The organism is Ornithinimicrobium sp., assembly GCF_051004135.1.
GTDB lineage: Bacteria > Actinomycetota > Actinomycetes > Actinomycetales > Dermatophilaceae > Ornithinicoccus.
Map to the genome: position 1 here is coordinate 1 of NZ_JBPCKQ010000209.1, position 24,794 is coordinate 24,794.

Sequence of the window (24,794 nt, forward strand, 5' to 3'; positions counted from 1 at the left end):
CCGCGACCGGCGCTGGTTGCGTCAACCGCCGCGGTTTCCACCGATTGCAGCAGGGTCAAATCTGGTGTCTCGCAATGCCTCTGCCTTTTAATCCGTAGGTTGTGGGTTCGAGTCCCACGGGGCCCACTCCCGTTCCCCGAGGCCACCGTGGTCACGGCGGCAACCCGGCGGGCGCCACCCTCCAAGGGGTCCTGCTGGCCCAGCTCATCATCGGCGTGCTCGGCGTCATGGTCATCACCAGCGAGTACTCATCCGGGATGATTCGCTCCACGCTGGCCGAGGTGCCGGGTCGGTTGTCCGTTCTGTGGGCCAAGGCGGCCGTGGTGGCCGGCGTGACCTTCCCCGTCATGCTCCTGACGGCCTCAGCGGCGTTCTTCGCCGGTCAGCCCCTCATCGGCGCGGGCGACATCGTCACCGCCTCCATCGGGGACCCCGGAGTGCTGGACGCGATCGTCGGCACTGCGGGCTACCTGACCGGAGCGGCGCTGATGGGCCTGGCGGTGGGCGCGCTGCTGCGCAGCACGGCTGCCGCGATCTCCACCCTGTTCGCCGTCATCTTCCTGCTCCCCGGCCTCGGCATGCTGCTGCCGGAGAGCATCCGGGACAGCGTGCTGAGGTTCTTCCCTTCGAGCGCCGGTGAGTCGTTCATGAGCGTGTTCGCCGCTCCGGGTCAGCTGGGCACCGGGGCCGGGATCGCCGTCTTCGTGGCCTGGGTCGCAGTCCCACTGGTCGCGGCCGCCGTGGCGCTCAAGCGCCGCAACGCCTGAGTCCGCCGTCAGTATGCCGATCCATGGCATGCCTGAGGCCGGTGACCCCATGGGGTCACCGGCCTCGGCTGTGCGTTGAGAGCCTCGCTCAGCCGATGCGGCCGAAGCTCTTGGAACCGGAGAACATCGCGCGCTTCTGCGACGGCAGACCGGGCTTGCCCGAGTCGTAGATCATGCCGTCACCGGCGTAGATGGCCACGTGGTAGGCCGGGTAGCCCCAGAAGACCAGGTCGCCGGGACGCGGGCTGGACACCGTGTAGGCCGCCCGCTGCTGGGCCTGGGTGGTCCGGGGGATGCTGATCCCGGCCTTGCCGTAGACGTACTGGGTGTAGCCCGAGCAGTCGAAGCCGGCGGGCGTGCTGCCGGCCCAGCGATACATGATCCCGAGGTAGCGCTGAGCCTGCCCGACGATGCCACCCGAGGAGTAGCTGCTCGAGGAGCTGCTCGACGAGGAGCTGCTGCGCGAGCTGCTACGCGAGCTGGCGGAGTCCGAGCGGGAGGAGGACGAGGAACTGCCGGAGCGCAGGCCCATCGAGCGGGACGTGATCGGGCCCACGATGCCGTCGACCTCAAGACCGTTGCGGGCCTGGTAGCGCTTGACGGCCGCGTGCGTCTTGGGTCCGAAGATGCCGTCCTGGTAAGACCCGGCGATCCGCTGCACGGTCGCCACCTGGCCACCGCGGGAGCCCCAGCGCAGGGTGGTCCAGGAGCCGGGGGTCGTGGGCAGCGTGACCCGGACCGAGGGGACCTCGACCGGCGCCTGGGGCAGCGCGCCCGGCGTGGCCGGCAGCGTCACGGGTGCGGCCGGCTTCGGCGCCGCGGGTGCCGGGGCAGCCTGCGCCCCCACCGACATCGAGGCGGCGAGGCCACCGCTGGCGAGCAGGACAGCCGAGGCACGGGCCAGCGGCTTGACGGTCAGTCGACTCGGCGCGCGGTGGCGCCCAGGGGTGTGTGAAGACATGGTGAATCCCTCTCCAAACGCCTACGGGGTCAGCTGTCGGGTTCGGGTGGGAGGTAGTCACCCGGCCCGGGCCGGACACCGTGGCGGTGCCGACTCGGACTTCACCCCAAGGGGCGTCTCACGACGCCCCACCTAAGATGGGTCCCCCGCTCCTGCCAAGCGGTGTGCGGAACTCCCGTGCGCGACGGCAGGACTCGGCGACCGCGCTGGGGCTCCCGCAGGGGGCGGAAGCGAAACCGACGGTACAACCCCTCGGGCCAAATGTCACGTTTCCCTAACGGAGATCACGAACAGATATACGACGGCTCGCCACTCGTGAAGCCTCGCACCTCGGTCGGTCTACGGTCGATCAGGCGAACGGGGGCCGGTGGTCCAGGCGCAGCGACGCCCGGCCGGCCCACCGCCATACCCGGGCCGCGAGGTCCCGGTCCTGGTCGGTGACCAGGTTGCCCATCCACCGCAGCGCCAGGCTCATCATCCAGGTCGAGCGCATGCCGACCGGTCCCAGCGCGGGCAGCACCCGCGGCACGGTGACCAGGCCGGCCAGCCGCCGGGCGATGGAGAAGGCCTCGCCGTAGTGCTCGGTGAGCAGCGCCGGCCAGGCCGCGCCGAGCTGCTGACCGTCGTGGATCGTCTGGGCCACCAGTCGGCCGGTCTCCAGGCCGTAGTCGATCCCTTCGCCGTTGAGCGGGTTGACGCATCCGGCGGCGTCGCCGATCAGGGCCCAGTTGGCGCCGGCGACACCCGAGACGGCACCGCCCATCGGCAGCAGCGCCGAGGTGGGTGCCCGCAGCGCCCCGCTGAGCCCGAACTCCTCCCGCCGGGCGTCGGCATACAGCTGGAGCAGCGGGCGCAGCTGGACGTGTGCCGGGCGCTTGGCCGTGGCCAGCGTTCCGACGCCGATGTTCACCTCGCCGTCGCCGAGCGGGAAGATCCAGCCGTAGCCCGAGAGCAGCTCACCCTCCAGCCCCCGCAGCTCCAGGTGCGAGCTGATCCACGGGTCGTCGCTGCGCTCGGAAGAGACGTAGGAGCGGGCCGCGACGCCGTAGACCGTGTCGCGGTGCCACTGCCGCCCCAGCACCCGCCCCAGCTGCGAGCGCACGCCATCGGCGACGACGACGTGCCGACAGGCGACGGTATGCCGTGCGCCGTCCTGCTCGAGCACGACCCCGGCGATCCGGTCACCGTCCCAGGTGACGTCGACGGCGCGGGTGCCCTGCACCCCGGTCGCCCCCGCATCGAGCGCGAGCGTGCGCAGGTGGTCATCGAGCTCGGTGCGCGGCACGGCCGACCCACTGTCGGGCAGCGACCCGCCGGGCCACGGGAGCTCCAGGACCTGACCGAACCCGTGGGCCCGCAGCCCTTGGTTGACCACGTGGGAGCGGACCCAGTCATCCAGACCGAGATCGGCCAGCTCGGCCACCGCCCGGGGAGTCAGCCCGTCCCCACAGCTCTTGTCCCGCGGGAAGGTCGCCGCGTCGGCCAACACCACATCGTGTCCGAGCCGGGCCGCCCAGGTCGCGGCAGCCGATCCCGCGGGCCCTGCGCCCACGACCATGACGTCGGTCTTGGCCGGGGGCCGGGTGGCGGCGCTGTCGCTGGTGGGGGTCACAGGCCGATTGTCCCAGGTCACCGTGGTGACGGGCGCCAGCAGGGGTCAGTCGGTCCGCACGGCTCGGGAGGTCGCGACGTCGTCCACGACCTCGATCACGTTGCTGATGCTGACCAGCAGCGCGCCGTAGACCGGCCACAGCAGCCCTGGCAGGTCCTGCCCGGACAGGTGCTGGGTGAGCTGGTCCAGATCGGTGCGCAGACTGCATACCTCGGCGTCCTTGTCGACGATCCGCCGGCCCAGCTCCTCCAGGATGTCCAGCCACGGCTCGCGGAACCGCGGGTCCCATTCGGCCGCCGAGCGGGTCGACTGATCGATGGTGCGCGCCATGCTGCGGGCCTGCACGACCCCGTCCTCCAGCCGGGTGAGGAGCTCCTCGTGGCTGGTGAGCTCGTCGGCCCCGCTCGAGAAGTGCCGGCGGGGGTTCCACCAGCCACTCTCCGTAGCCTGGTTGACCAGCGCCCAGGCGTCGTCCAGCTCGCTGTCCATGTCCCGCGTGCGCGTGATCCAGGCCTGGGAGTCCTCCTGGGTCCATCTGCTGCGCATCTGTCGGGCCATGTCCTGCAGCAGCCGACCCATCAGCCGGTCGATCCGGTCCACCCGCTCCTCGGCGCTGCGGTCGGTCAGCGGCGGGACAACCAGCAGGTTGACCAGGACGCCGACCGCGACCCCGACCACCGTGGCCAGCACGCGGTCCAGCAGGGTCGTCCCCTGCGCCGTGCTCGTGGTCAGGACGAACAGGGCAGTGGTGGCCACAGCCACCCCCTCGTCGCGCAGCACCCCTACCCGGGCCAGCACGAGCCCCAGGGCGACCGCCACACCCAGGGCCACTGCGCCGAAGCCGAGGAGCTGCGCCACCATGGCCGACAACAGCACCCCGAGGACCGTGGCGCCCATCGCCTGCGCCCCCCGCGACAGGCTGCGGTAGACCGTGGCGTGGACGGTGAGCAGCGCGGTCCACGGCGCGAGGAAGGGCTCTTCGAGGTCCAGCACGTGCTCGACCAGCAACCACGCGGCCACTGCGGCCAGGGTTGCCTTCAGCGTCTGCAGGAGGTCGGAGTGGACGTCGGGACGGCGCAGGGTGGCAGCGGACCGGGCCGGCGCCGAGCGGACCCAGTCGATGACGGCGGGCATGCTGCACACCCTCGCCGCACGCTGGGCACCGTGCAAGCGCTCCGGCGCCACCGAGCCCACGCAGGTGCGGCGCCCTAGGCTGGCCGAATGACACAACGCGCGCAGGACTGGTGGAAGCACGCGCTCGTCTACCAGATCTACCCACGCTCGTTCGCCGACTCCGACGGTGACGGGGTCGGCGACCTGCAAGGGGCGATCGGCAAGCTCGACTATCTGCAGCAGCTCGGGGTCGACGTCGTCTGGCTCTCGCCGGTCTACTCCTCACCGCAGGACGACAACGGCTACGACATCAGTGACTACCAGGATGTGGACCCGACGTTCGGCAGCATGGCGGACCTCGAGGCGCTGATCGCCGGTCTGCACGAGCGGGGTATGCGGTTCGTGATGGACCTCGTCGTCAACCACACCTCGGACGAGCACCCCTGGTTCGTCGAGAGCAGCTCGTCACGCGACTCGCCCAAGCGCGACTGGTACTGGTGGCGCCCGGCTCGCCACGGGCACGAGCCAGGCACCCCGGGCGCGGAGCCGACCAACTGGAGGTCCTTCTTCTCCGGGCCCGCCTGGGAGCTGGACGAGAGCACCGGGGAGTACTACCTGCACCTGTTCTCGCGCACCCAGGCGGACCTGAACTGGGAGAACCCACAGGTGCGCGAGGCGGTCTACGAGATGATGCGCTGGTGGCTGGACCGTGGCGTCGACGGCTTCCGGATGGACGTGGTCAACCTGATCAGCAAGACGGTGGAGCAGGACGGGAGCCTGCCGGACGGTCCGGCCATCCCGGGCACCTCGCTGGGTGACGGGTCGGCGCTGTTCACCGACGGTCCCCGGATCCATGAGTTCCTGCACGAGATGCACGAGCAGGTCTTCGCCGGGCACCGGCTGCTCACCATCGCCGAGGCACCCGGGGTGACCGCGCGGGAGGCGCGCAAGTACACCGACCCGGACCGCGAAGAGGTCAGCATGGTCTTCACCTTCGAGCACATGAATCTCGACGTGGGGCCCAGCGGCAGCAAGTGGGACCTGGCCCCGCTGCGGCTGCCCGATCTGAAGGCCAACCTGTCGCAGTGGCAGGAGGGGCTGGCGGAGTCGGGCTGGAACTCGCTCTACTGGAACAACCACGACCAGCCCCGGGTGGTGTCCCGCTTCGGTGACGACGGCGAGCACCGGGTGACCAGCGCCAAGACCCTGTTCACCGTGCTGCACCTGCTGCGCGGTACCCCCTACGTCTACCAGGGCGAGGAGCTGGGTATGACGAACGCCCCCTTCTCGCGGGTCGAGGACTACCAGGACATCGAGTCGCTCAACTGGGCCTCCTCGGCGCTGGCGGACGGCACGCCGCGGGAGGAGGTGCTCGAGGCGTTGCGGATGAAGAGCCGGGACCACGCCCGCACCCCCGTGCAGTGGGACGACGGTCCGCAGGCCGGCTTCACCACGGGTGACCCTTGGCTGCCGGTCAATCCCAACCACACGCAGATCAACGCCGAGGCGGCCGTCGCCGACCCCGACTCGGTGTGGCACCACCTGCGCCGGCTGATCGAGCTGCGGCACACCCGCGACATCGTGGTGCACGGCGACTACCGGCTGCTGCTGCCCGAGCACAAGCAGGTCTACGCCTACGTGCGCACCCTCGGTGACGAGCAGCTGGTCGTGCTGGCCAACATGAGCTCCGAGCCTGCCCAGATCGACCTGCCGCAGGAGCTGGGGCTCGGTGGCGAGGTGCTCATCTCCACCCACCCGGACGCTGCGCCTGGGCAGGGGGCGTCCACGGTGCAGCTGGCTGCGTGGGAGTCCCGGGCCCACCTCGGGACGCACTGACGGTCGGCCGCCGGCGCGCCAGATCAGCCGGTCGGCTCGGTGAGCGGGCTCACCTGCCTCGCCTAGCCCGCGGCGCGGCCGGGCACGTTGCGGGTCGCGACGATCCGGCAGGCCAGGTCGTAGAGCTTTTCGTTGTGGTCCTGGGACAACCGGGTCAGCACCGCGAAGGCAGGGTCGGGCTCCAGGGAGAAGCGCTCCATCAGGATCCCCTGCGCCTGTCCGATCGTGGTGCGGTGCCGGACGGCCACGTGCAGGTTGTCGATGGTGTCGGCGGAGGCCATGGCCACAGCGCACTGCGCGGCCAGGGTGCCCCCCTCGAGATGGGACACCTCGGAGAAGCTGTGCGGCTGAAGGGCGTAGAGGTTGAGCGCACCCACCGTGGTGTCGGCCGTGAACAGCCGCAACGACAGCATGGAGCGGACGCCCAGCTCGCGTTGGGCCCGCGGTGCCCACTGCGGCCACCGGACGTCCTCGCTCAGGTCGTCGCTGCGCACGTAGTTGATCTCTTCGAGCGCATCCAGGCACGGCCCTTCGCCGAAGTGATACTGCAGATCGTCTCCGGCCTTGGCCAGGGCGTGCGTCTCGGCGATCGTGAAGACCCGCTTGCCCTGGACCCGTGTGATGGCGGCGGCGTCACACCCACTGATCAGGCGCGCCGCGAGGTCAACGGCCTGCTGGGCCGTGAGCGGGAGCCCGTGGCGGTCGTCCAGACTGCGGGCCGCCTCCGCTAGCTGGCCGAGCAGCGCGTGGTCATGGTCCATGACATGAGACTCCTGTACAGAACTGCGAGTACCCACCCACACACTGTTTGATGAGCCGCTGTAGCGATCCTACTCGCCATCGAAGCATCCGCGCTCCTCGTGAGCCTCGGCTCGTGGCAGACGACCCAAGAGCTCCTCGACGAGCGCACGGATCAGTCGAAGTCGGCGGTGCGCGGGTCCGGGAACATCCGCTCGTCGGTGTCGAGCGCGGTGATCGCGCTCATCTCCGACTCGCTGAGCTCGAAGCCGAACAGGTCGATGTTGGCGGTGACTCGCTCCGGGGTGACCGACTTGGGGATGACGATCGTGCCCTGCTGGATCTGCCAGCGCAGCACGACCTGCCCAGTCGTGACGCCATGCGCCTCGGCGGCACTGCGGACGGCGCCGTGGTCCAGGTCCCGGGCCTGCCCGATCGGGGCGTAGGCCTCGACCGCGATCCCGTGGCCACGGGTGGCCCGCTGGGTGTCCGGCGCCTGGAAGCTGGGGTGCAGCTCGACCTGGTTGACCGCCGGGACGACGTCGGTCTGCGCGATCAGATGGTCCAGATGCTCGGGCAGGAAGTTGGACACGCCAATGGCCCGCACAGCGCCCTCGGCGCGCAGCTGCTCGAACACCTGCCACGTCTCGACATACTGCTCGCGCCGGGGCCGAGGCCAGTGGATGAGGTAGAGGTCCACCACGTCCAGACCGAGCCGCTCCCGACTCTGCTCGAACGCCCGTCGCGTCGTGTCGGCGCCCTGGTCACCGTTGGCGAGCTTGGTCGTGACGAAGATCTGCTCGCGCGGCAGGCCGCTGGCCCGCACGGCGGCGCCGACCCCCGCCTCGTTGGCGTAGCCGGCGGCGGTGTCGATGTGCCGGTAGCCCGCTTCGAGGGCCTGCTCGACCGCCCGTTGGGTCTCCTCCTGGGGGATCTGGAAGACGCCGAGGCCGACCTGGGGGATGGTGACGCCGTTGTTCAGTTCGATGCCGGGAACAGTCATGACGGTGACAGCGACCCGCCATCGAAGGTTATTCCGGCGGCTGCTGCATCCGGGGGCATGGCTGGCCGATTGCCCTGCTCACAGGCACACTGGTGGTATGGAGTGGGCCCTGCTGTTGGTGGCTCTCACCCTGCTGGCCGGGTTGGGTGCCCTCCGGGCTGCTCGGGCTCGCGACTCACTCGCCCCTCCCGCCACGTCGGCCCCAGCGCCCCGCTCCGGGGACAAGGCCGAACCCGTGCCGATGCACAGCGACGACCAGGCGGAGCTCGAGGCGAGGTTCGCCGCCGTCGACGAGGAGATCCTGGACGACCTGCAGCGCCTGCTGGCAGCGCGGATGAAGGGGGTCATGCTGCGCCAGGTGCCCGTGCGCGTCATCCGGGCGTCACCGGCACCGAGTGTGGCCCGGATCTGCTTCTCCGACGGCACCATCGTGCTCGCCACGACCCACCGCCCCGGCGACATGGTGCAGATGGCCTTTGCGATGCTGCGGACCTCGGTCACCCTGAACGCCTTTGAGCTCACCGAGGAAGGGCCCTCGCTCCGCTTCGGTTGGCGCCCGGACGGCGAGCTCGAGGTCATCGCCGTCGGTCTGGACCAGTCCGACTGACCCCCCACCAGCCAGCAAGCCCTGCCCCGTCGTCGCCGTTGCCCGGCCCCGAGGAGCGTGCTGTCCCGGGGGGTCTCGCACATTGCGCGGGTTTCTGCACATTGCGCGGGCTTGTGCACATTGCGCCGCCGCCGTATCCCGCGCGATGTACGCAAGGCCGCGCAATGTGGCGCCGGGCCGGCGAACCTGGTGAAAGTGACCACCGCCTCCACGCTCGCCCCGTCCCGGCCAAGCGCACCGCCCCGCGGCCAGGCCCGAGATCGCGAGAGCGCTACGGCCCCTCACCGGGCTCACCGACGGCGGCGAGGGCGGCCAGCAGGGAGCGCGCCTTGGTGCGGGTCTCGGCATACTCCTCCTGCGGGTCCGACAGCGCCGTCACGGCGCCCCCGACGCCGAGCTGCGCCCGGCCGTCCACCACGGTCGCGGTGCGGATCACAATCGAGGTGTCCATGGCGCCGTTGAGGCCGAGCCACCCGATGGCGCCGGAGTAGACCCCGCGGGGCCCGCCCTCCAGCGCGTCCAGGATCTCCATGGTGCGCACCTTCGGCGCACCGGTCATCGACCCCCCGGGGAAGCAGGAGCGCAGCACGTCGGTGGCCCGCATCCCGTCCGCGAGGGCACCGCGGACCGTCGAGACCAGCTGGTGCACGCTGGCGTAGGTCTCCACCTCGAACAGCCCGGGCACGTGCACGCTGCCCGAGCGGCATACCCGGTGCAGGTCGTGCCGCAGCAGGTCCACGATCATCAGGTTCTCGGCGCGGTCCTTGACGTGCGTGGCCAGGTCCCGCGCCAGGGCGGCGTCCCGCTCGGGGTCCGGGTCGCGTGGCCGGGTTCCCTTGATCGGGCGGGCCTCCACCTCGCCGTCGGCGGACACGGCCACAAAACGCTCCGGCGATGCCCCGACCACATCCAGCCCGGGCAGCCGCAGCCAAGCCGCACACGGCACCGGGCTGAGCTGCCGCAGCGCCCGGTGCAGCCGCCCCGGGTCCACCCGCTGCGGCCAGGTCAGCTGGTTGGTCAGGCAGATCTCGTAGGACTCCCCCGCGCCGATGAATGCGCGGCACCGCCGCACCAGGTCCAGGTAGTCCTGCCGGGTATGCCGTGCACTCGCCTGCTGACGGGTATGCCGTGCACCGTCCTCATCGTGCTCCGCACCGGCCGGGAGGGTCGGCTCGGCCGCGTGGGTGGTGCCGGCAGACGGCTGCGCCCGCGGCCCGCGGAGCCCGGCGACCAGCTCGGTGACCTCGCCCAGCCACCGCTCCTGCTCGACCCGGATGTCGTCGTCGACCAGGGCCAGGGCGTGCACGTCACCGGTGGCGTGCTCGATCACCACCAGTCGGTCGGCGAGGACCAGACACGCGTCGGGGTGTGCCGAGTCGTGCACCGCGGCCCCCGACGTCTCGGCCTTCAGCTCATAACCCAGATAGCCCAGCAGGCCCGGGCGCACCTCGAAGGGCAGCTCGCCGCCCTCCACCAGGCGCAGGCCGGCGAGCAGCTCGTCGACCGTGTCCAACAGCGGCCCGTCGTGGTGCGCCGTCCCAGCACGCCCCCGGCTCTCGGTCCCGGCACCCACCCGGTGGGTGAGCACCCGGGAGAGCGGGCCGTCCGGCACGGCGATGACCGAGACGCCGCGGCCGTCGGAGGCGTCCAGCCACACCGACACCTCTGACCCGGCGGTCAGCCGGTCGTGCAGCAGCCACGGGTCCACCGGGCCGGGCACCCGCCGCGTGCCCAGGACCACCTCCCGTGCGTCGGCCGCAATGACGCGGTGCGGCCGCAGGACGTCCCCGACGGCCACACCCTCCCGCGCAGCGTCTCCGCCCGCACCGCCGCGCGGGAGGGACAGCGCCGATCCGCATACCTCGACTCCGGCGAGCCGGAGGAAGTTGGCGACGATCTGGGCACCGTGCTCGGACAGCACGGACTCGGGGTGGAACTGCACCCCCCAGCGCGGTCGCGTCCGGTCGGCCAATCCCATCACGCACCCGTCGTCGCCGGCCCAGGCGACCTCGCTCAGCGTGGAGTTCGGCGACGGCGCCACCTCGAGGGAGTGGTAGCGCACGACCTGGAAGGGCGAGGGCACCCCCGCGAAGACCCCCGTCCCGTCGTGCCGCACGGGCGAGACGATGCCGTGCCGGGGCAGCCGCATCGGAGTTACCTCGTGCCCCTCCAGGTGGGCCAGCCCCTGGTGTCCCAGGCAGACCCCGAGCACCGGCACATGGGCCTGCGCCAGCGCCTGCTGCGAGATCCCCATGTCGGCGGCGACCTGAGGGCGTCCCGGGCCCGGACCCACCACGATCGCGGCGAACTGACGCAGCTCGCGAAGTCCGGCCGGGTGGTCGTGCCGCCAGAGCGTCGGCGCCCTGCCGACCACCCGGTGCAGCAGGTCGGCGATGTTGAAGGTGAAGCTGTCGACGTTGTCGATGAGCAGGACTCGGCTCACAGCGCCGACTCTACGGCCGGCCCGCCCCGGAAGGCACCATCCGGCGCAGACCTGCCCCAGCACGGGTCAGCCGGAGCCGGCTGACCCGTGCCCCCCTCAGGGGTCAGCAGCCGTTGGTGCCGGCCCCCAGGTCGATGACGGCTGATCCGCCGAGCACCGTGTGCAGGTCCGTGCGGAGGGCTGCCAGGCCCTGCCTGACCGAGGGGGTCTGGCAGGAGTATCGGGTCAGGACCAGGGGTGCGTCCTGATAGGCGGCGAGCTGGGTGCCGGCCACGCCGTCCACCACCTTGCCCGCATTGACCAGCACAGCGCTGCCCGAGGAGGACCAGGCGTCGCGGGCGAGCAGGATGGAGGTGCCGTAGACGTCCTGGCCGGCGATCCGGTGCATCCGCGCACTAGGAAGGATCGCGCGGATCTCGTGAGCGACCGCCGTGGAGACGTAGTCCTGACCACCCACCATGACCACCCGCCCAGGTGTCAGGCGGGCGAGCTCGTCCTTCGCGCCCTGGGACAGCCTGGAGTTGCTGGTCAGCAGCATCGGCGCGCCGACGTGGGCAGCGGCAGCACCGGCCGGAAGCGTCGCCGCGGGAATGGTCCCCGAGCTGATGTAGAGGGTGTCGGTGTCCGGCCAGGCCTCAGCGATCTGCGCGGCGGTCTCGTAGCGGGTGGCCCCCGAGACCCGGGAGACCTGGTAGCCCTCCTTGCGTAGGTCGCTCAGCAGCGAGTCCTTGATCCGCGCGGTGCCGCCGACGACGACGATCCGCTCGGGGTCCAGCGCCTCCAACCGCTCTCGGGTGGCCGTGGGCAGCGAAGTGGGTTTGGCCAGCAGCACCGCCCCGTCGACCCGGTCGGCGGCTGGGCCGATGCTGAGCACGTCGGCGGTCGCCAGCCCCTCGGCCAGAAAGACCGTCTCGGCCCCCCAGGGGTGGGCGGCCTCCGCGAGGTTGGCCGCGGTCTCGTACCGGTTCGCGCCGCCCACCCTCTGCACGGCGTTCATGTGCCGGGACTGGTATGCCTCGACCCGGGAGCGGAACTCCCCGATCCGCGACGCGAAGTATCGGCCCGGGCACGCCGTCTGGTTGACGTCGCGGTGCATGTTCACCGTCGGCAGCGTCCGGGTCCAGCCCTCGTACTCGTTCTGATGCCGGAAGGTGCTGTTGACGTCGAGGCCGTGGGCATCCAGCTTCCACGCGGTGACGGCGGCCATCGCTTCGAAGCCTGCCCTCGGGACCGAGACCTGGTCGTAGTTGCCGAGGATGGAGATGCCTGCCGTGGTGTAGTTCATGCCCAGCGCCTGGGCGTTGCGCAACGAGGTGTTGGCACCGCCGCGGCGTCCCTCCCAGGCCCGGCCGTACTTGTCGACCAGGAGGTTGTAGCCCACGTCACCCCAGTCGAGGGTGACCGCGTGGTACTGGTAGATCCCGCGCAGGATGGAGGGCACCTGGGCGGCGGTGTAGTTGTTGACGCCCGCCGTGTGGTGCAGCGTGATGCCCTTGGTCTCATCGATGTAGTTGGGGCTCCACTTGCGCACCGCCTCATCGGCCCCCCACTGCTGCCGGGTGTTGATGATCGGTCCGTTGACCCGGCTGGAGGTCGCCTCCGGGCTGATCGCGTCCGGCGAGGAGACCGACTTGCCGTCGACCCGGGTCTGCTGGGCGGGCGCCACGTCCTCGGCCACCGGGTCCGAGCCCCATACGTCGAGCAGAACCTCCGCCTGCGGCCCCTGCACCTGCACCTGCACCTGGACCGCGTCCGCACCCAGGACAGCGTCGCCCTCGGTGGCCATGATCTCCTCGGCCCGCTGCACCTCCAGACCCGCCCAGTCCGACCACTGCCCGTCGGTCCGGGCGCGCAGCCGGACCGCTCCGGGATCGGTGCCGCGCCAGCTGACCCCGACGACCGCCACCTCGGTGTCGACCGCGCTTTCCGCGGTGAGCACCGGGCCGTCCAGCATCTCCTCCGTGGTGCCCGTCACGCCGGTGGGCCGAGGCACACCCTCCGTGGGGGCGGGCACCACGGCAAGCTCGGGCGAGTCGGAGGCGGTGAGCCGCACCTGCTCGTGTGAGACCTCTGCCGGGGAGGCGATCAGGTCGCCGGTCGCGCCGGAGGCCGAGGCGGAGGCGGTGAACAGCAAGACCGTCAGGACCGCGAGCAGGGTGCGGGCGATCGGCGTGCGGATGATTCGGGTAGCCACGAGAGTCCTTCACGGGAGCAATATGTGCGGATATTGTGAGTTCGCTGCGAGGCTAGGCGGCCTTGCCTATAGACAACAGAGGGCACATGGGCAACAGTTGGCAAAGATCAGTCAGGATTTCGTCAGGGTCCTGATCGGCCGCGATGGTCCGCGAGAGTGGGTCGCATGCCTCAGGTCAGCGCCACCGCCACTGTGCCGGTCGCGCCGGACCTCGCCTTCGCGGTCTCCCCAGACGACAGGAGAGGTGCGGTTGTCCTGGGACCCGTTCATCCGGCACCAGCATCTGATCGACGCGGCACGACCGGACCAAGGGGTCCGGACGCTCGCCGAGCCGATCGGGCAGTGCTCTCCGCCGCGAGCGCCGGCCTGGACGGCGGCTAGAAGGCCGGCTCAGCGCCCGGCGAGCCGAGCAGTCTTGTTGCGCTGCATGTGCGGGCGCAGCCCCCGCGACTGCGAGCGGAGCCGGGCCCGAGCCGGGTGGTGCGCCTGGCCCTGCGGCGCGTCGAGCTCGACCTGGGCCACCTGTGACAGGCGGGGATGCTCGTGGACACCGTCAATCACCTCACCACCCCACCAGGTGACCTCCATCTGGTCACCGCTCACCTGCGCGATCGCGATGTTGTTCTCGTACCAGGGGCCGGCGATGGTCTGCCAGCACCAGGGTGAGTCGGGCACGTCGGCCGACCGGGCCGCCCGAGAGCCCAGGGGGCGCGCGACGCGGTGAGCCATGATGCCGGTGGAGGCGCGGATGAGCCGGGGCAACGGGTTGCGGATCGGGGAGCAGACGAACTGCAGGATCCGAGCGCCGCCGTCCTGCTCGCCCTCGACCTCGGCGATGTAGGAGTGGTGCACGTCGCCGGACAGGAACGTCACGGTGGCAGGGGCCTGCCCCCGCTCTCCGGCGGCCACCTCACTCACCATCTGACACACCCGCCGGAAGCCGTCCTGAAAAGCCGCCCAGTGCTCCAGGTCGATCTCCAGGCGCAGCTTCTCCGAGATCCGGGCGAAGGTCCGCCCCCAGCCGCCGGCCACCATCGCCTCGTTCCACGCCTCGAGGTAGTGCAGCCCAGGAGGGAGCAGGAAGGGCAGCGACGTGCCGATGAACAGGTGCTGGTAGTCCCCGCGCAGCTGCTGGTCCAGCCACCCCATCTCCCGCTCATCCAGCATCGAGCGACGACCGGGCTCCAGCACCCGGCCCGCCCGGGAGTCGGCCACCACCAGCCGGGACTCCCCCAGGTCGCGGGCGAAGGACCACCGGTAGGTCTCCGGCCGCTGGTCGACCCGGTCGGCGAAGGCGTCGAGCACGTCGGACAGGTCCACCTCGCCCTCGGTCTCCGTGCGGCGCTGCTGCCACCTCGACCACATCTCGTCCTGCGCCCGCTCGGCCCGGGACAGGTTGCCCAGGTGCTGATAGACCCAGTAGGAGGCCAGCGCGGCGACGATCCGCCCGTGCCACCAGTCGGTCGCCTCCATCTGCTTGCGCCATTGCCAGGAGGTGTTCCAGTCGTCGCGCACGTCGTGGTCGTCGAAGATCATCAGGGTCGACAGGCAGGAGAGCAGCCACCGCAGCCACGGCTCGCCCCAGGCCAGGGCGTAGAGGTGGGCGTACTCCTCGAAGTCCTTCAGCTCATCGCCCGGTGACTCGCTCAGCGAGCGGCGCGAGGTGATGAAGTCCTTCATCTCCTTGCTCGTGTCGTCGGCATAGACCTGGTCACCGAGCAGCAGCATCAGGTCGGGCCACGCCGGGGCGTCGTCGCCGTGGGCCTGGGCGATGCCGTAGGTGCGCAGGGCGTCGACCCCGTGGGTGAAATGCCCCTTGGCGTCGTGCGGGACGCTGGTGCGGCAGGAGCCGAAGGCCAGCCGCAGCGGATCACCCATGCGCAGGGTCCGCAGCCGGCTCTCGGGCCGGGTCGAGTCGCTCGGCGGCCAGACCTGCGTGCCGTCCAGCTCCACTCGGTATGTCGTGTCGGTGCCGGCTGCCAGGCCGGTCACCTCGACCAGGGCGTAGTGGTGACCGTGCACCGCGAAGGTGGGCGAGCTCCATACCCCCTCCTGCCCGGCCAGCCGCACGCTGACCTCGGCGTGTGCGCCCGTCTCCATCCAGATCGCCGCGCTGGTCTCATCGACATGGCGCAGCAGCGGTCCCAGGATCAGGTCGACAGCCATCGCCCCAGTCTGCCCCGAGGCGGTGACCGGCGCAGCAGCACCCCGGAACCGTCAGGGGGTACCCGCCGTCCGATCGCTGTGCAAGACTCCCAGGAGCCGGACGGGCAGCACCCGGCCAACCGCAACGACGAGGGGACCGTGAGGGGCATCCGATGAGCAGAGCCGACCAGTTCATCTCCGCAGCAAGACAGGTCGCCCAGGGAGGCGACGTGCGGCAGGCCGTCGACCAGGTGCAGGGCCGTCGGCAGCAAGGCGCGCCACAGCAGGGCCGGCCGGACCAGCAGGGTTCCCAGGGGCAGGGGCAGGGGCAGGGGCAAGGGCAGCAGGGGCAAGGGCAGCAGGGGCAGCGCCAGGGTCGCGAGCAGGACACCGCGTTCGCGCTGAGCGCCCGCGACTTCCCCGCCGCGCGCGACCAGGGCAGCTCGGCCGGCACCCGGATCCAGGCCGTCACCTGCTCGCTGCACGACGCCGCGGAGCAGCTCAGCCGCAGCTACTACGAGGGTGGACCGCAAGGGCCGATGCACGTCATCACCCCGATGGTGATGCCCAAGGGTCGGCGGTGGCGGGCCGTCCTGCCCATCATCCTGCTCGTCGTCTTCGGAGCCGTGGGCGCGCTGGTGCTGCTGCCGCTGGGCCTCAGCTTTGCGGTCTTCGGTCCGCACTACTGGATCCTGGTGCTGGTCGCCGCGGCCTTCCTGTGGTGGCGCCAAGGGATGGTCATGGTGCCGGAGGGCTGCGTCGCCCTGATCTCCCGATTCGGCAAGGTCGAGGCCGAGGTCGGGCCCGGCCTGGTGACGCTGCTCAACCCGTGGAAGCGGGTGTCCTACATCATCAACGTCACCCGGGAGTACCCCTTCAACGCGCCCATCCGGCAGGCGCCCACCAAGTCGGGCGTGCAGGCCTCGGTCGACCTGTTCCTGCAGTTCCGGATCGTCAACGCCCGCGAGTTCGTCTTCGTGCTTGGCGCGGTGCAGGGCTACCAGGACAAGCTCAACAACGCGATCTCCGAGACCACCCGGTCGCTGATCTACGAGCAGGAGGCGTCGGGAATCTACGACCTGGTCGGCGAGAGCACCTCGCGGCTGCTGGAGCAGCTCAACGCCCAGTTCGCCCCGGCCGTGGAGCTGACCACCGCCAACATCACCCACGCCGAGCCGGCAAACCAGGAGTACCGGATGGACCTGGCCGCCCCGGAGATGGTGCGGGTGGCCAAGGAGGCCTACACCTACGAGTACGAGCTGCAGCTGCGCAAGGAACAGAACGAGGGCGACCTCAACAAGGACCTCGCCTCGCTCAACGAGACGCTCTCGGCGATCCAGGCCGACATCGCCCGGTACCAGGCTCAGATGGACACCGCGCTGGAGCGGGAGACCAACCGGGCCGACGCCCTCGCGGCAGCGGTTCGTCGAGGCCGAGTCCAGTGCCAACGCCAACGCCGCCCTGCTGGAGGCCCAGGCCCTGGACATCCGGGCGATGAGCGCCGCCCTGGCCCCGCAGATCCTGGACTACCGCTACCAGCGCGACATGCTGGACCAGCTGGAGTCGCTCGCCGAGTCGCTGCCGCAGATCGTCCGGGTCGGCTCCGACACCGACGGGGTGGACTTCCTGCAGATCGCCCGGCAGCTGGTCGGCGACGCCGATGCACCGCTGTTCACCGAGGTGGACATGGAGGCGATGCGCACGCGCAAGGACGAGATCGCGCGCCGGGTCGCCTCCCGTGAGGGGGAGATCGAGCACCTGCTCAAGCCACCGGAGGCGACCAAGGTCGAGCTCGTGTCCGAGTCCGAGGGCACGACCGCCCCCGGACCCGATGCCCCGCTGCCCGGTGAGGACCGGATGGAGGCGATCCGCCGTTCCGTGAGCGAGGAACCGACGGCACCGGCGGACAGTGCGAGCAGCACGGCATACGGAGTGGGCAACGGAGAGGGTGAGCAGCGTGGCTGAGCAGACCCGAGGCGGACGAGGGCAGGGCATGTCCTCGATCAAGGAGGCCCTGGCGGGCTGGGGTGACGTCGCTGCACTGTTGCGCGGCGGTGACCAGGGAGTCCTGGTGCCGGTGGTCATCCCCAAGGACTCCCGCGGCCTGCGCTGGCTCTCGCTGGTGTGGCTGGCGCTCTGGGCCGGCTTCAGCGGCATCTTCCTGTTGCTCGGCGGCCACGGGGCACTCGGCGCGCTGGCGCTGCCCGTCGCCGTGATCTCGGTGCTGCTGGCGCCCTGTGGTGGTGGCGCTCCTCCATCGTGGAGATCGAGGAGGGCACCGTCGGGGTGTTGACGAAGTTCGGTGCCATCAGCGGCGCCGGGCTGTCGCCCGGGCGGCACTATCTGTGGCACCCGTGGGCCCAGGTCGCCTACGTCGTCGACGTGACCACGGAGATCCCCTACTCGGCTCCCGTGCTGTCCAGCCCCACCCATGAGAACGTTCCGCTGAAGTCGATCGAGTTCTTCCTGCGCTTCCGCATCGTCGAGGCCATCCGTTTCGTGCAGACCATCGGCGCCGGCAACTTCGACCTGGTGTTGTCCAACTCGGTCCAGGACGCCATCCGGCAGCGCAGCCGCCAGGTGCGCACCGAGCGGGCCTACGACCTGCGCGGCTCCGACGTCAAGGACATGCAGGAGCTGCTCAACCGGCAGCTGACCCGCTACGGCGTGCAGATCATGGGCTGCAACATCCCCGACGTGCAGCTGCCCGACCAGTACCGCGAGCACCTGTCCACGCGGGAGCGGGTGTCCAAGGAGCTGTCGGCATACGAGAAGGAGTGGGAGCTCACCCGCAAACGCCGCATCGACACCTTGCTGATGGAGATCGAGCGCTCCAAAAAGATCCGCGACGCCAAGATCGTGGAGGTCAACGCAGCGCTCAACAAAGCACGCTCGGACGTCGCGCAGATGCTCGAGGAGCGCGAGACCGAGGCCCAGCAGGTCACCTACCAGATCGAGACGCGCGCCCGGACGAACCTGGTGGCGGCCCGGGGTGAGGCCAAGGCACAGGAGCAGCTGGCCACGGCCTACCGGGACAACCGGGCGGTGCTGGGCTACGAGCTGGCCCGGCGGCGTCTCGACGTCGGCACCCGGCTGGCCGAGTCGGCGCCCCGTCCGGTCATCGTGCACACCGACGAGCAGGGCGGCGGCGACACCTCGGCTCTGTCGACCCTAATGATGGCTCAGCTGCTCCCGCAGCTGAGCCACAACGGGCACGGGAAGGCGTCGCCTGTTCGTCCGGATGCCGAGGCGCTGGACCGGTAGCATTTTTAGCCGCTGAGGCCCGCCGACGGCTCCCAGCCTGTCGGCACCCCCTGCCGGGGCGCGATCCGCACGCAAGTTTTACCTCGAATAGGACGATTCTTGAACTAAATGCTGAGATGCTAGGTTGAGGACCTAGGCACATGCCTAGCGCCGACGGGGGGCGACTTGACGATCATCACCGCACGGCCCAGGGTCATCTCCGACCAGCAGCGGGATGACCAGATCGAGCGCTACGACGTGTTGGGGCAGCCGCCCGGCCGTGACCTCCAGGCGCTCGTCGACCTCGCCGCCCAGGTATGCGGTGTGCCCATCGCCATCATCAACCTGCTGACGTCGGACCACGCCCACGCCATCGCCGCCAGCGGTGTCGACCCGTTCGTCTGTACCCGAGGGGACTCGATGTGCACCCCCGTGCTCGACAACCCCGACATCGTCCTGGTCGCCGACGCCAGAGCGGACGAGCGCTACGTGGACAACCCCATGGTCAACGGGGAGCAGGCGGACGTGCGGTTCTACGCCTCGGTCCCACTGCGGAGCGACGCGGGTGGCATCATCGGCCGGCTGTGCGTCTTCGACCGCGCCCCGCGCACGCTCGAGGACCGGCAGCGCGCCGCCCTGCACACCCTGGCCGCCCGGGTCATGGATGTCCTGGACCTGCGGCTGCGCAACCGACAGCTGGAGCAGTCCCTAACCGACCTGACGCAGACCCGGGACGAGCTGCGGCGCTCCAATGACCAGCTGGCGCTCTTCGCCGGTCAGGTCAGCCATGACCTGCGCACGCCGCTGACCGCCGTCATCGTCAACGTGGAATCGCTCTTGCAGGAGCCGGCCGTCGCCGCTGACACCGAGCTGGTGCCGCTGGCGCTGTCGGCGTTGCGTGCCAGCACACGGATGGCCGGCCTGATCGACGACTTGCTCGAGCACGCGACGGTCGGCGCCAAGCTGCGCATGGGGGACGCCGACCTGACCCGCATCGCCGAAGCAACCCTGGAGGACCTCGGCCCGGCCCTGCGGGACGGCGGAGCCGAGGTGTGCGTGGGGGATCTGCCGGTCGTGTGGGCCGACCCCGTCCAGCTCTACTCCGTCATGCTCAACCTGCTGTCCAACGCGGTGAAGTTCGCCCGGCCCGGCGTCCCCGCGCGCATCACCGTGCGCGGCCAGACTCTCCCGGACCGGTGGTGCGTCCAGATCACCGACAACGGCATCGGCATCCCCTCGCAGCGACACGACGAGATCTTCGGCATGCACACCCGGCTGGAGGAGTCGGTCACCGGCCACGGCATCGGCCTGCCGATCGCCCGGCGGATCGTCGAGGCACACGGGGGGCGGATCGGGGTGAGTGCGGAGCTGCAGGTCGGCGCGGAGGTGTGGTTCGAGCTGCCCCGCTGAGCTCTCGACTCGACACCGTCAAATGGTGCCGTGCGCTTCCGTGCCGAGCGGAGCAAAGTTGGTGCGACTGTGGGCGGTGCCGCCTACAGTCGGACCGTGACTTCGACATACCTGCGCTATCCGCACCTGCGAGACGATCTGCTGACCTTCGTCGGCGCCGATGACGTCTGGGTGGCCCCGACCGACGGCGGCCGGGCCTGGCGGTTGACCCACGACCGGGTGCCGGTGCGCAACCCGCGACTGTCGCCGGACGGGACGACGGTGGCCTATGTGTCGCATCGCGACGGGCACCCCGAGATCATGGTCGCCGAGCTCGACGGCGCCGCGCCCCAGCGGCTGACCTGGTGGGGTGCCGCGCAGACCCTGCTGCTCGGGTGGAGCGCGGATGGGCGGGTGCTGGCCGCCTCGCACGCCGGGGAGGCCAACCTGCGCCACCTCACCGTGCGGGCCGTGGCGTTGGACGGAGCCGTGGAGCGCCTGCGCTACGGCCCGGCTTGGGGCGTGGCCGAGCGCGCCGACGGGGCGGTGGCGCTGTCGAGCGCGGGCAGCCGCCCGCCGGCGGAGTGGAAACGCTATCGCGGTGGCACCGCCCCGCGGTTGTGGCTGGACCGGTCCGGGGACGGCGACTGGGAGCAGCTGCTCGCGCAGGACCCGGCGTCCCTGGTCGACCCGATGTGGGTGCAGGACCGACTGGTCTGTGGATCCTCGACGACCTCACCGGCACGCCGCGGCACGTCGAGGTCAGCCTGCCGGGAAGCGCCCCCACCCGGTTCGCGGCGGGACCCCAGGAGCGGCTCACCGCCCTGTCGCCGGATCACGGCGGTGACGCCAGTCTGCTCGTCTCCCGCGGAGCAGCCTTCTGGCTGAGCCACCGCGAGGGTCCGGCTCGCGCGCTGGTCGCCGACTCCTCGGTGCGCGCCCGCGAGGTGGTGGTGCTCGGGCAGACCGGGAGCGTCGCGCTGGTCACCGACGCCGAGGGCGAGGACAGCGTCGAGGTACACGATCTCACCGGCGCCGAGCCGCCTCGGCGGGTGGGGGTGGGGCGGCTCGGCCGGGTGCTGCACCTCGCGGCCGACCCGGCCGGCACCCGGTTGGCCACCATCGCACACGACGGTCGGGTTCGCCTGGTCGACGTGACCGACGGCACGGTGGAACAGGTCGGCCACTCGACCCAGGGTGGGGCGGCCTCGCCCAGCTTCTCCCCCGACGGCCGCCATCTCGTCTGGTCCCAGCCCACGCATGGCGAGGCCTACCTGCACCAGCTGATGGTGCTGGACACCGACGACGCGCCGGGGGCCGATGGTCGCGCACCCGTGGCGCTGACCTCAGGCACCTTCCACGACCACGACCCGGCTTTCACCCGCGACGGCAAGCATCTGGTCCTCCTGTCCGAGCGCACCTTCGACCCCGACTACGACAGCCACGAGTTCGCGCTGTCCTTCTCCTCCTCGACCAGGCCGTGGCTGCTGCCGTTGTCGGCCACCGAGCCGGCACCCTTCGGACCCAGCGCACAGGGATGGCGGATCAGCAAGCCCGACAAGCCCGAGGCCGGCACCGAGACGGAAGGCTCTTCGCAAGGCCCGGCGCCGGCCTGCCCGGATCTGGATGCCGACGGCGCCGAGCAGCGTCTCGTGCCCTTCCCGGTGCCCTCGGCCGACTACCGCGACCTTCGTGCCGCCAAGGACGGCGTCCTGTGGGTCCGGCAGAGCGCCGGCACCGGAGAGTGCCCGGCGAGCCGGGGTCAGCGAGGACGCTGACCCGGACACCCTGGAGCACTGGTCCTTCGAGCAGCGCCGGGTCCAGACGGTGGTGGACAAGGTCGAGTGGTATGCCGTGTCGGGCGACGGGGAGCGGGTGGTCGTGTGGCACGACGACGATCTGCGGGTCTCCCCGGCCGACCACAAGCCGGAGGAGGAGGACCACGACGTGATCACCGTGGACCTCTCCCGGGTGCGCCTGGAGGTCGACCCGCGGGCGGAGTGGCGCCAGATGTTCGACGACAACGCCCGGATCATGGCCACGCACTACTGGCGTGCGGACATGAACGGGGTGGACTGGTCCGCCGCGCTGCAGCGCTGGCGGCCCGTGGTGGAGCAGCTGTCCACCCACGACGACCTGGTCGATCTGCTCTGGGAGACCAACGCCGAGCTCAACACCTCCCATGCCTACGTCATACCGGCCGACCCGCCGGGCGATCAGGACCGCGCCCTGGGGCTGCTGGGTGCCGACCTGGGCCGCACGACCCAGGGTTGGGTCATCGAGCGCATCCTGCCCGGTGAGTCCAGCGACCCGGCGGCGCGCTCGCCGCTGCAGGCCGCCGGGGTGGGGGCTCGGGCGGGCGACGTGATCGTGGCGGTGGACGGCTCGGTGGTCGACCCGGCATACGGCCCGGCCGCGAGCCTGCTCGGGACAGCGGACAAGCCGGTCGAGCTGACGCTGCGCCGCGACGGCGCCGATCGGCGAGTCGTGGTCGTGCCGCTGGCACAGGAGGAGACCCTGCGCTACCAGGACTGGGTGTGCTCCCGACGCGACTACGTCCGCGAGCACAGTGCGGGACGGTTGGGCTACCTGCACATCCCCGACATGATGAGCACCGGATGGGCTCAGCTGCACCGCGACCTGCGCCGCGCCACGCTGGCCGAGGGCCTGGTCGTCGACGTGCGCTACAACCGCGGTGGGCACACCAGTCAGCTCGTGCTGGCCAGGTTGAGCAGCACGGTGGTCGGCTGGGGCCGGGCGCGGCACTACGAGCAGCAGATGAGCTACCCCTCCAGCGCCCCCCGCGGCCCCGTGGTGCTGGTGGCCAACGAGTACTCCGGCTCCGACGGTGACATCGTCAACGCCGCCGGCCAGGCGATGGGGCTCGGCCCGGTCGTCGGCGTGCGGACCTGGGGCGGCGTGGTGGGCATCGACGGACGCTTCGACCTGGTCGACGGCACCTCGATCACGCAGCCGCGGTATGCCTTCTGGCTGCAGGGCAAGGAGTGGGACGTGGAAAACCACGGCGTGGACCCCGACATCGAGGTGCGGCACACCCCGGCCGACTTCTTCGGGCACCGCGATCCGCAGCTGGATCGGGCCATCGCCGAGGCGCTGGAGCAGCTGGGGCGCCGACCCGCCGCCACACCCCCGCCGATGCCGGAGCCCAGGGTGCGCCCTGGCAGCTGATCAGCGCGATGGCTGATCCACCCGGTGGGCGACGACCACGAAGTTGCTCTCGTAGCTGTGGACCTCGGGCCGCCACCGGCCGGAGCAGGTGATCAGCACGAGCCGGTGGTCCCCGGTCTGGCCGAAGGCCGCGGTGTCGGTGGCGAGGGCGTCCTTGTCGATCAGCTCGGTCGAGGTCACCCGATAGCGCACCTCGTCAGTGCCAGACCGCAAGGTGACCCGATCACCCACCTGCAGGTTCAACAGCTCCGTGAAGAAGCCCAGACCCTGCTCCGCGGAGTCGATGTGACCGGCGAGCACCGTGGACCCGAAAGGATCTCCGGCGTAGGCACTGCCGTCCCACCAACCCACGTGGTCGACGTTCTCGGGGACCTGCAGCTCGCCCCCTACAGTCGGGGCCGGGTGCACCGGAGCGCTCAGTCCGCCGGGGAGGTCGAGGAGCTCCGGCTCGAACCGGACCCGTGTGCTGGCCGCCGCCACGCCTCGTCGAGCCTCCGGCGCAGCGGCGGGGTCGGCCGACGGGGCGGCTGCGTCGGACCGTGCCGCCCTGGATCTGTGGGGCTCGCCTGGGTCCTGGGACCGGGCACGCTCCTGCTCTGTGGCTGCCGCCACCGGCGCCCCCTCGGAGGCATCGCTGTCCAGCGATCCGCACCCCGCGGCGAGCAGGACGACCCCAGCGCACAGAGCGGCGACCGGCCGGCGCCGTCTGTTAGGGACGGAGGGGCTCACTGCACCAGCGCGGCGAGGATCCCCCGCAATCGCATCAGCATCGCGAGCTGCCCTCCCGTGCCGGTGTTGACCATGGTCGGCTGCGACGATCCGGTGTCCGCCACGTCGATGACGTGCATGGCTACGCTCGCGGTCTCCGCCTGGGCGTCGCCCACGCTGTACACACGGGTCAGCGCACCACCCGTGAGCGAGAGATCCATGGGTCCGAAGATGAGCGGTTCGGTCTCGCCGGTGGGCACGCACTGCACCTCGTAGGTGCCCACCGGGACCACGAGGTCGAGGGACTCGCCGTTGGCCACGTTGGCGAACAGCACCTCACCGTCGACCAGGATGTCCGTGGGCGGCACGGCTGCCGCGTGCGCGACACTCACGGCGGCCTTGGTGGCCGGCACCGGAGAAAGGTCGTTGTCGAAGACCGTGAGGACCGGTTCCTGCGCAGCGGACGTGGGTAGGTGCACGACCAGGTCCGAGCTGGAGTCGGCCTTGGTGGTGACGGTGTTGTCGGCGATGACGGCGCCGTCGGCATCGGTGAAGCTGACTTCGATGCTACCGGCGCTGACCGAGAACGGGCCGACCACCTCGGCGGTCTCGACCTCGCTGGCCACGGTCTCACCATCCACTGCGACGTCGACCACCTCGTCGGGCAGGCCCTGGACCACATACACGACCGCCTCCTCGGCGGCCGTGGCCGCAGGAGCCAGCATCCCCGAGACCACCAGGGCGGCGCTGCCCAGCGCAAGCGCTGCTCGCACCCAGATGCGGCGGCGTGACGCGACGACTGTGTCCACAACATTCTCCTGTACGTTGACTATGCCCACTGTTTGC

The 24,794-nt window shown here is 70.8% G+C and carries 20 protein-coding genes and 1 riboswitch; of the genes, 10 read left to right on the plus strand and 10 right to left on the minus strand.

Annotated elements, in window-relative coordinates:
* The first annotated feature begins 101 nt into the window (after positions 1-101).
* The gene (locus ACR2FV_RS14860; protein ID WP_434016479.1) at positions 102-767 is read left to right on the plus strand and encodes a hypothetical protein; all 666 of its coding nucleotides are present in this window, start codon (positions 102-104) and stop codon (positions 765-767) included.
* An 88-nt stretch (positions 768-855) separates the two neighbouring features.
* Here ACR2FV_RS14860 and ACR2FV_RS14865 read toward each other — a convergent pair whose 3' ends face one another.
* From ACR2FV_RS14865 to ACR2FV_RS14875, 3 genes are all read right to left on the minus strand, one after another.
* Positions 856-1,728, minus strand: coding sequence for a C40 family peptidase (locus ACR2FV_RS14865; protein WP_434016480.1), 873 nt, complete (start codon positions 1,726-1,728; stop codon positions 856-858).
* A gap of 4 nt (positions 1,729-1,732) precedes the next feature.
* A riboswitch (cyclic di-AMP (ydaO/yuaA leader) is annotated at positions 1,733-1,900 on the minus strand.
* Positions 1,901-2,077: 177 nt separating this feature from the next.
* Positions 2,078-3,340 carry a geranylgeranyl reductase family protein gene (locus ACR2FV_RS14870; RefSeq protein ID WP_434016481.1) on the minus strand — a complete coding sequence of 421 codons (1,263 nt, stop codon included), beginning with the start codon at positions 3,338-3,340 and terminating at the stop codon, positions 2,078-2,080.
* Between the two features lie 45 nt (positions 3,341-3,385).
* Positions 3,386-4,474: an FUSC family protein gene (locus ACR2FV_RS14875; protein WP_434016482.1), complete on the minus strand. Its 1,089-nt coding sequence runs from the start codon at positions 4,472-4,474 to the stop codon at positions 3,386-3,388.
* Positions 4,475-4,561: 87 nt separating this feature from the next.
* On the opposite strand from ACR2FV_RS14875, the gene ACR2FV_RS14880 reads away from it, so the two are divergent.
* Complete coding sequence (locus ACR2FV_RS14880) at positions 4,562-6,289, plus strand: glycoside hydrolase family 13 protein (protein ID WP_434016483.1); 1,728 nt, start codon at positions 4,562-4,564, stop codon at positions 6,287-6,289.
* Between the two features lie 62 nt (positions 6,290-6,351).
* Here ACR2FV_RS14880 and ACR2FV_RS14885 read toward each other — a convergent pair whose 3' ends face one another.
* Positions 6,352-7,050 (minus strand): GAF and ANTAR domain-containing protein, encoded by a 699-nt coding sequence (locus ACR2FV_RS14885; protein WP_434016484.1) that lies wholly within the window; start codon positions 7,048-7,050, stop codon positions 6,352-6,354.
* Positions 7,051-7,202: 152 nt separating this feature from the next.
* Positions 7,203-8,030 carry an aldo/keto reductase gene (locus ACR2FV_RS14890; RefSeq protein ID WP_434016485.1) on the minus strand — a complete coding sequence of 276 codons (828 nt, stop codon included), beginning with the start codon at positions 8,028-8,030 and terminating at the stop codon, positions 7,203-7,205.
* 97 nt (positions 8,031-8,127) lie between these two features.
* Here ACR2FV_RS14890 and ACR2FV_RS14895 point away from each other — a divergent pair, with 97 nt between their 5' ends.
* Complete coding sequence (locus ACR2FV_RS14895; protein ID WP_434016486.1) at positions 8,128-8,637, plus strand: hypothetical protein; 510 nt, start codon at positions 8,128-8,130, stop codon at positions 8,635-8,637.
* 271 nt (positions 8,638-8,908) lie between these two features.
* Here the strand turns inward: ACR2FV_RS14895 and pabB are convergent, their stop codons facing one another.
* The 3 genes from pabB to ACR2FV_RS14910 all read right to left on the minus strand — a co-directional run bounded on the left by pabB (position 8,909) and on the right by ACR2FV_RS14910 (position 15,440).
* Positions 8,909-11,080, minus strand: a complete 2,172-nt coding sequence (gene pabB, locus ACR2FV_RS14900; RefSeq protein WP_434016487.1) for an aminodeoxychorismate synthase component I — start codon at positions 11,078-11,080, stop codon at positions 8,909-8,911.
* A 103-nt stretch (positions 11,081-11,183) separates the two neighbouring features.
* The gene (locus ACR2FV_RS14905) at positions 11,184-13,274 is read right to left on the minus strand and encodes a cell wall-binding repeat-containing protein (RefSeq protein ID WP_434016488.1); all 2,091 of its coding nucleotides are present in this window, start codon (positions 13,272-13,274) and stop codon (positions 11,184-11,186) included.
* Positions 13,275-13,664: 390 nt separating this feature from the next.
* The gene (locus tag ACR2FV_RS14910; RefSeq protein ID WP_434016489.1) at positions 13,665-15,440 is read right to left on the minus strand and encodes an alkaline phosphatase D family protein; all 1,776 of its coding nucleotides are present in this window, start codon (positions 15,438-15,440) and stop codon (positions 13,665-13,667) included.
* A gap of 152 nt (positions 15,441-15,592) precedes the next feature.
* Between ACR2FV_RS14910 and ACR2FV_RS14915 the strand changes: the two genes are divergently transcribed.
* The 7 genes from ACR2FV_RS14915 (at position 15,593) to ACR2FV_RS14945 (ending at position 23,240) form a co-directional block, all read left to right on the plus strand.
* The gene (locus ACR2FV_RS14915; protein WP_434016490.1) at positions 15,593-17,161 is read left to right on the plus strand and encodes an SPFH domain-containing protein; all 1,569 of its coding nucleotides are present in this window, start codon (positions 15,593-15,595) and stop codon (positions 17,159-17,161) included.
* Positions 17,115-17,384 carry a hypothetical protein gene (locus ACR2FV_RS14920; protein ID WP_434016491.1) on the plus strand — a complete coding sequence of 90 codons (270 nt, stop codon included), beginning with the start codon at positions 17,115-17,117 and terminating at the stop codon, positions 17,382-17,384. The genes ACR2FV_RS14915 and ACR2FV_RS14920 overlap by 47 nt, the downstream gene beginning before the upstream one ends.
* Positions 17,377-17,712: a hypothetical protein gene (locus ACR2FV_RS14925; protein ID WP_434016492.1), complete on the plus strand. Its 336-nt coding sequence runs from the start codon at positions 17,377-17,379 to the stop codon at positions 17,710-17,712. Before ACR2FV_RS14920 ends, ACR2FV_RS14925 begins: the two co-directional genes overlap by 8 nt.
* Entirely contained in the window at positions 17,679-18,683 is a 1,005-nt protein-coding gene (locus ACR2FV_RS14930; RefSeq protein WP_434016493.1) for an SPFH domain-containing protein, read from the plus strand. Before ACR2FV_RS14925 ends, ACR2FV_RS14930 begins: the two co-directional genes overlap by 34 nt.
* Before the next feature lie 165 nt (positions 18,684-18,848).
* Positions 18,849-20,072 carry a sensor histidine kinase gene (locus ACR2FV_RS14935; RefSeq protein ID WP_434016494.1) on the plus strand — a complete coding sequence of 408 codons (1,224 nt, stop codon included), beginning with the start codon at positions 18,849-18,851 and terminating at the stop codon, positions 20,070-20,072.
* A 674-nt stretch (positions 20,073-20,746) separates the two neighbouring features.
* Positions 20,747-21,829 carry a hypothetical protein gene (locus ACR2FV_RS14940; protein WP_434016495.1) on the plus strand — a complete coding sequence of 361 codons (1,083 nt, stop codon included), beginning with the start codon at positions 20,747-20,749 and terminating at the stop codon, positions 21,827-21,829.
* The gene (locus tag ACR2FV_RS14945; RefSeq protein WP_434016496.1) at positions 21,744-23,240 is read left to right on the plus strand and encodes a S41 family peptidase; all 1,497 of its coding nucleotides are present in this window, start codon (positions 21,744-21,746) and stop codon (positions 23,238-23,240) included. The genes ACR2FV_RS14940 and ACR2FV_RS14945 overlap by 86 nt, the downstream gene beginning before the upstream one ends.
* Here the strand turns inward: ACR2FV_RS14945 and ACR2FV_RS14950 are convergent, their stop codons facing one another.
* Both ACR2FV_RS14950 and ACR2FV_RS14955 read right to left on the minus strand, forming a co-directional pair.
* A complete protein-coding gene (locus ACR2FV_RS14950; RefSeq protein ID WP_434016497.1) occupies positions 23,241-23,852 on the minus strand; it encodes a class F sortase in 612 nt (203 codons plus the stop codon). It lies immediately after the preceding gene.
* A 113-nt stretch (positions 23,853-23,965) separates the two neighbouring features.
* Positions 23,966-24,794: DUF4397 domain-containing protein (locus tag ACR2FV_RS14955; protein WP_434016498.1), on the minus strand; the 829-nt coding region annotated here is incomplete at its 5' end.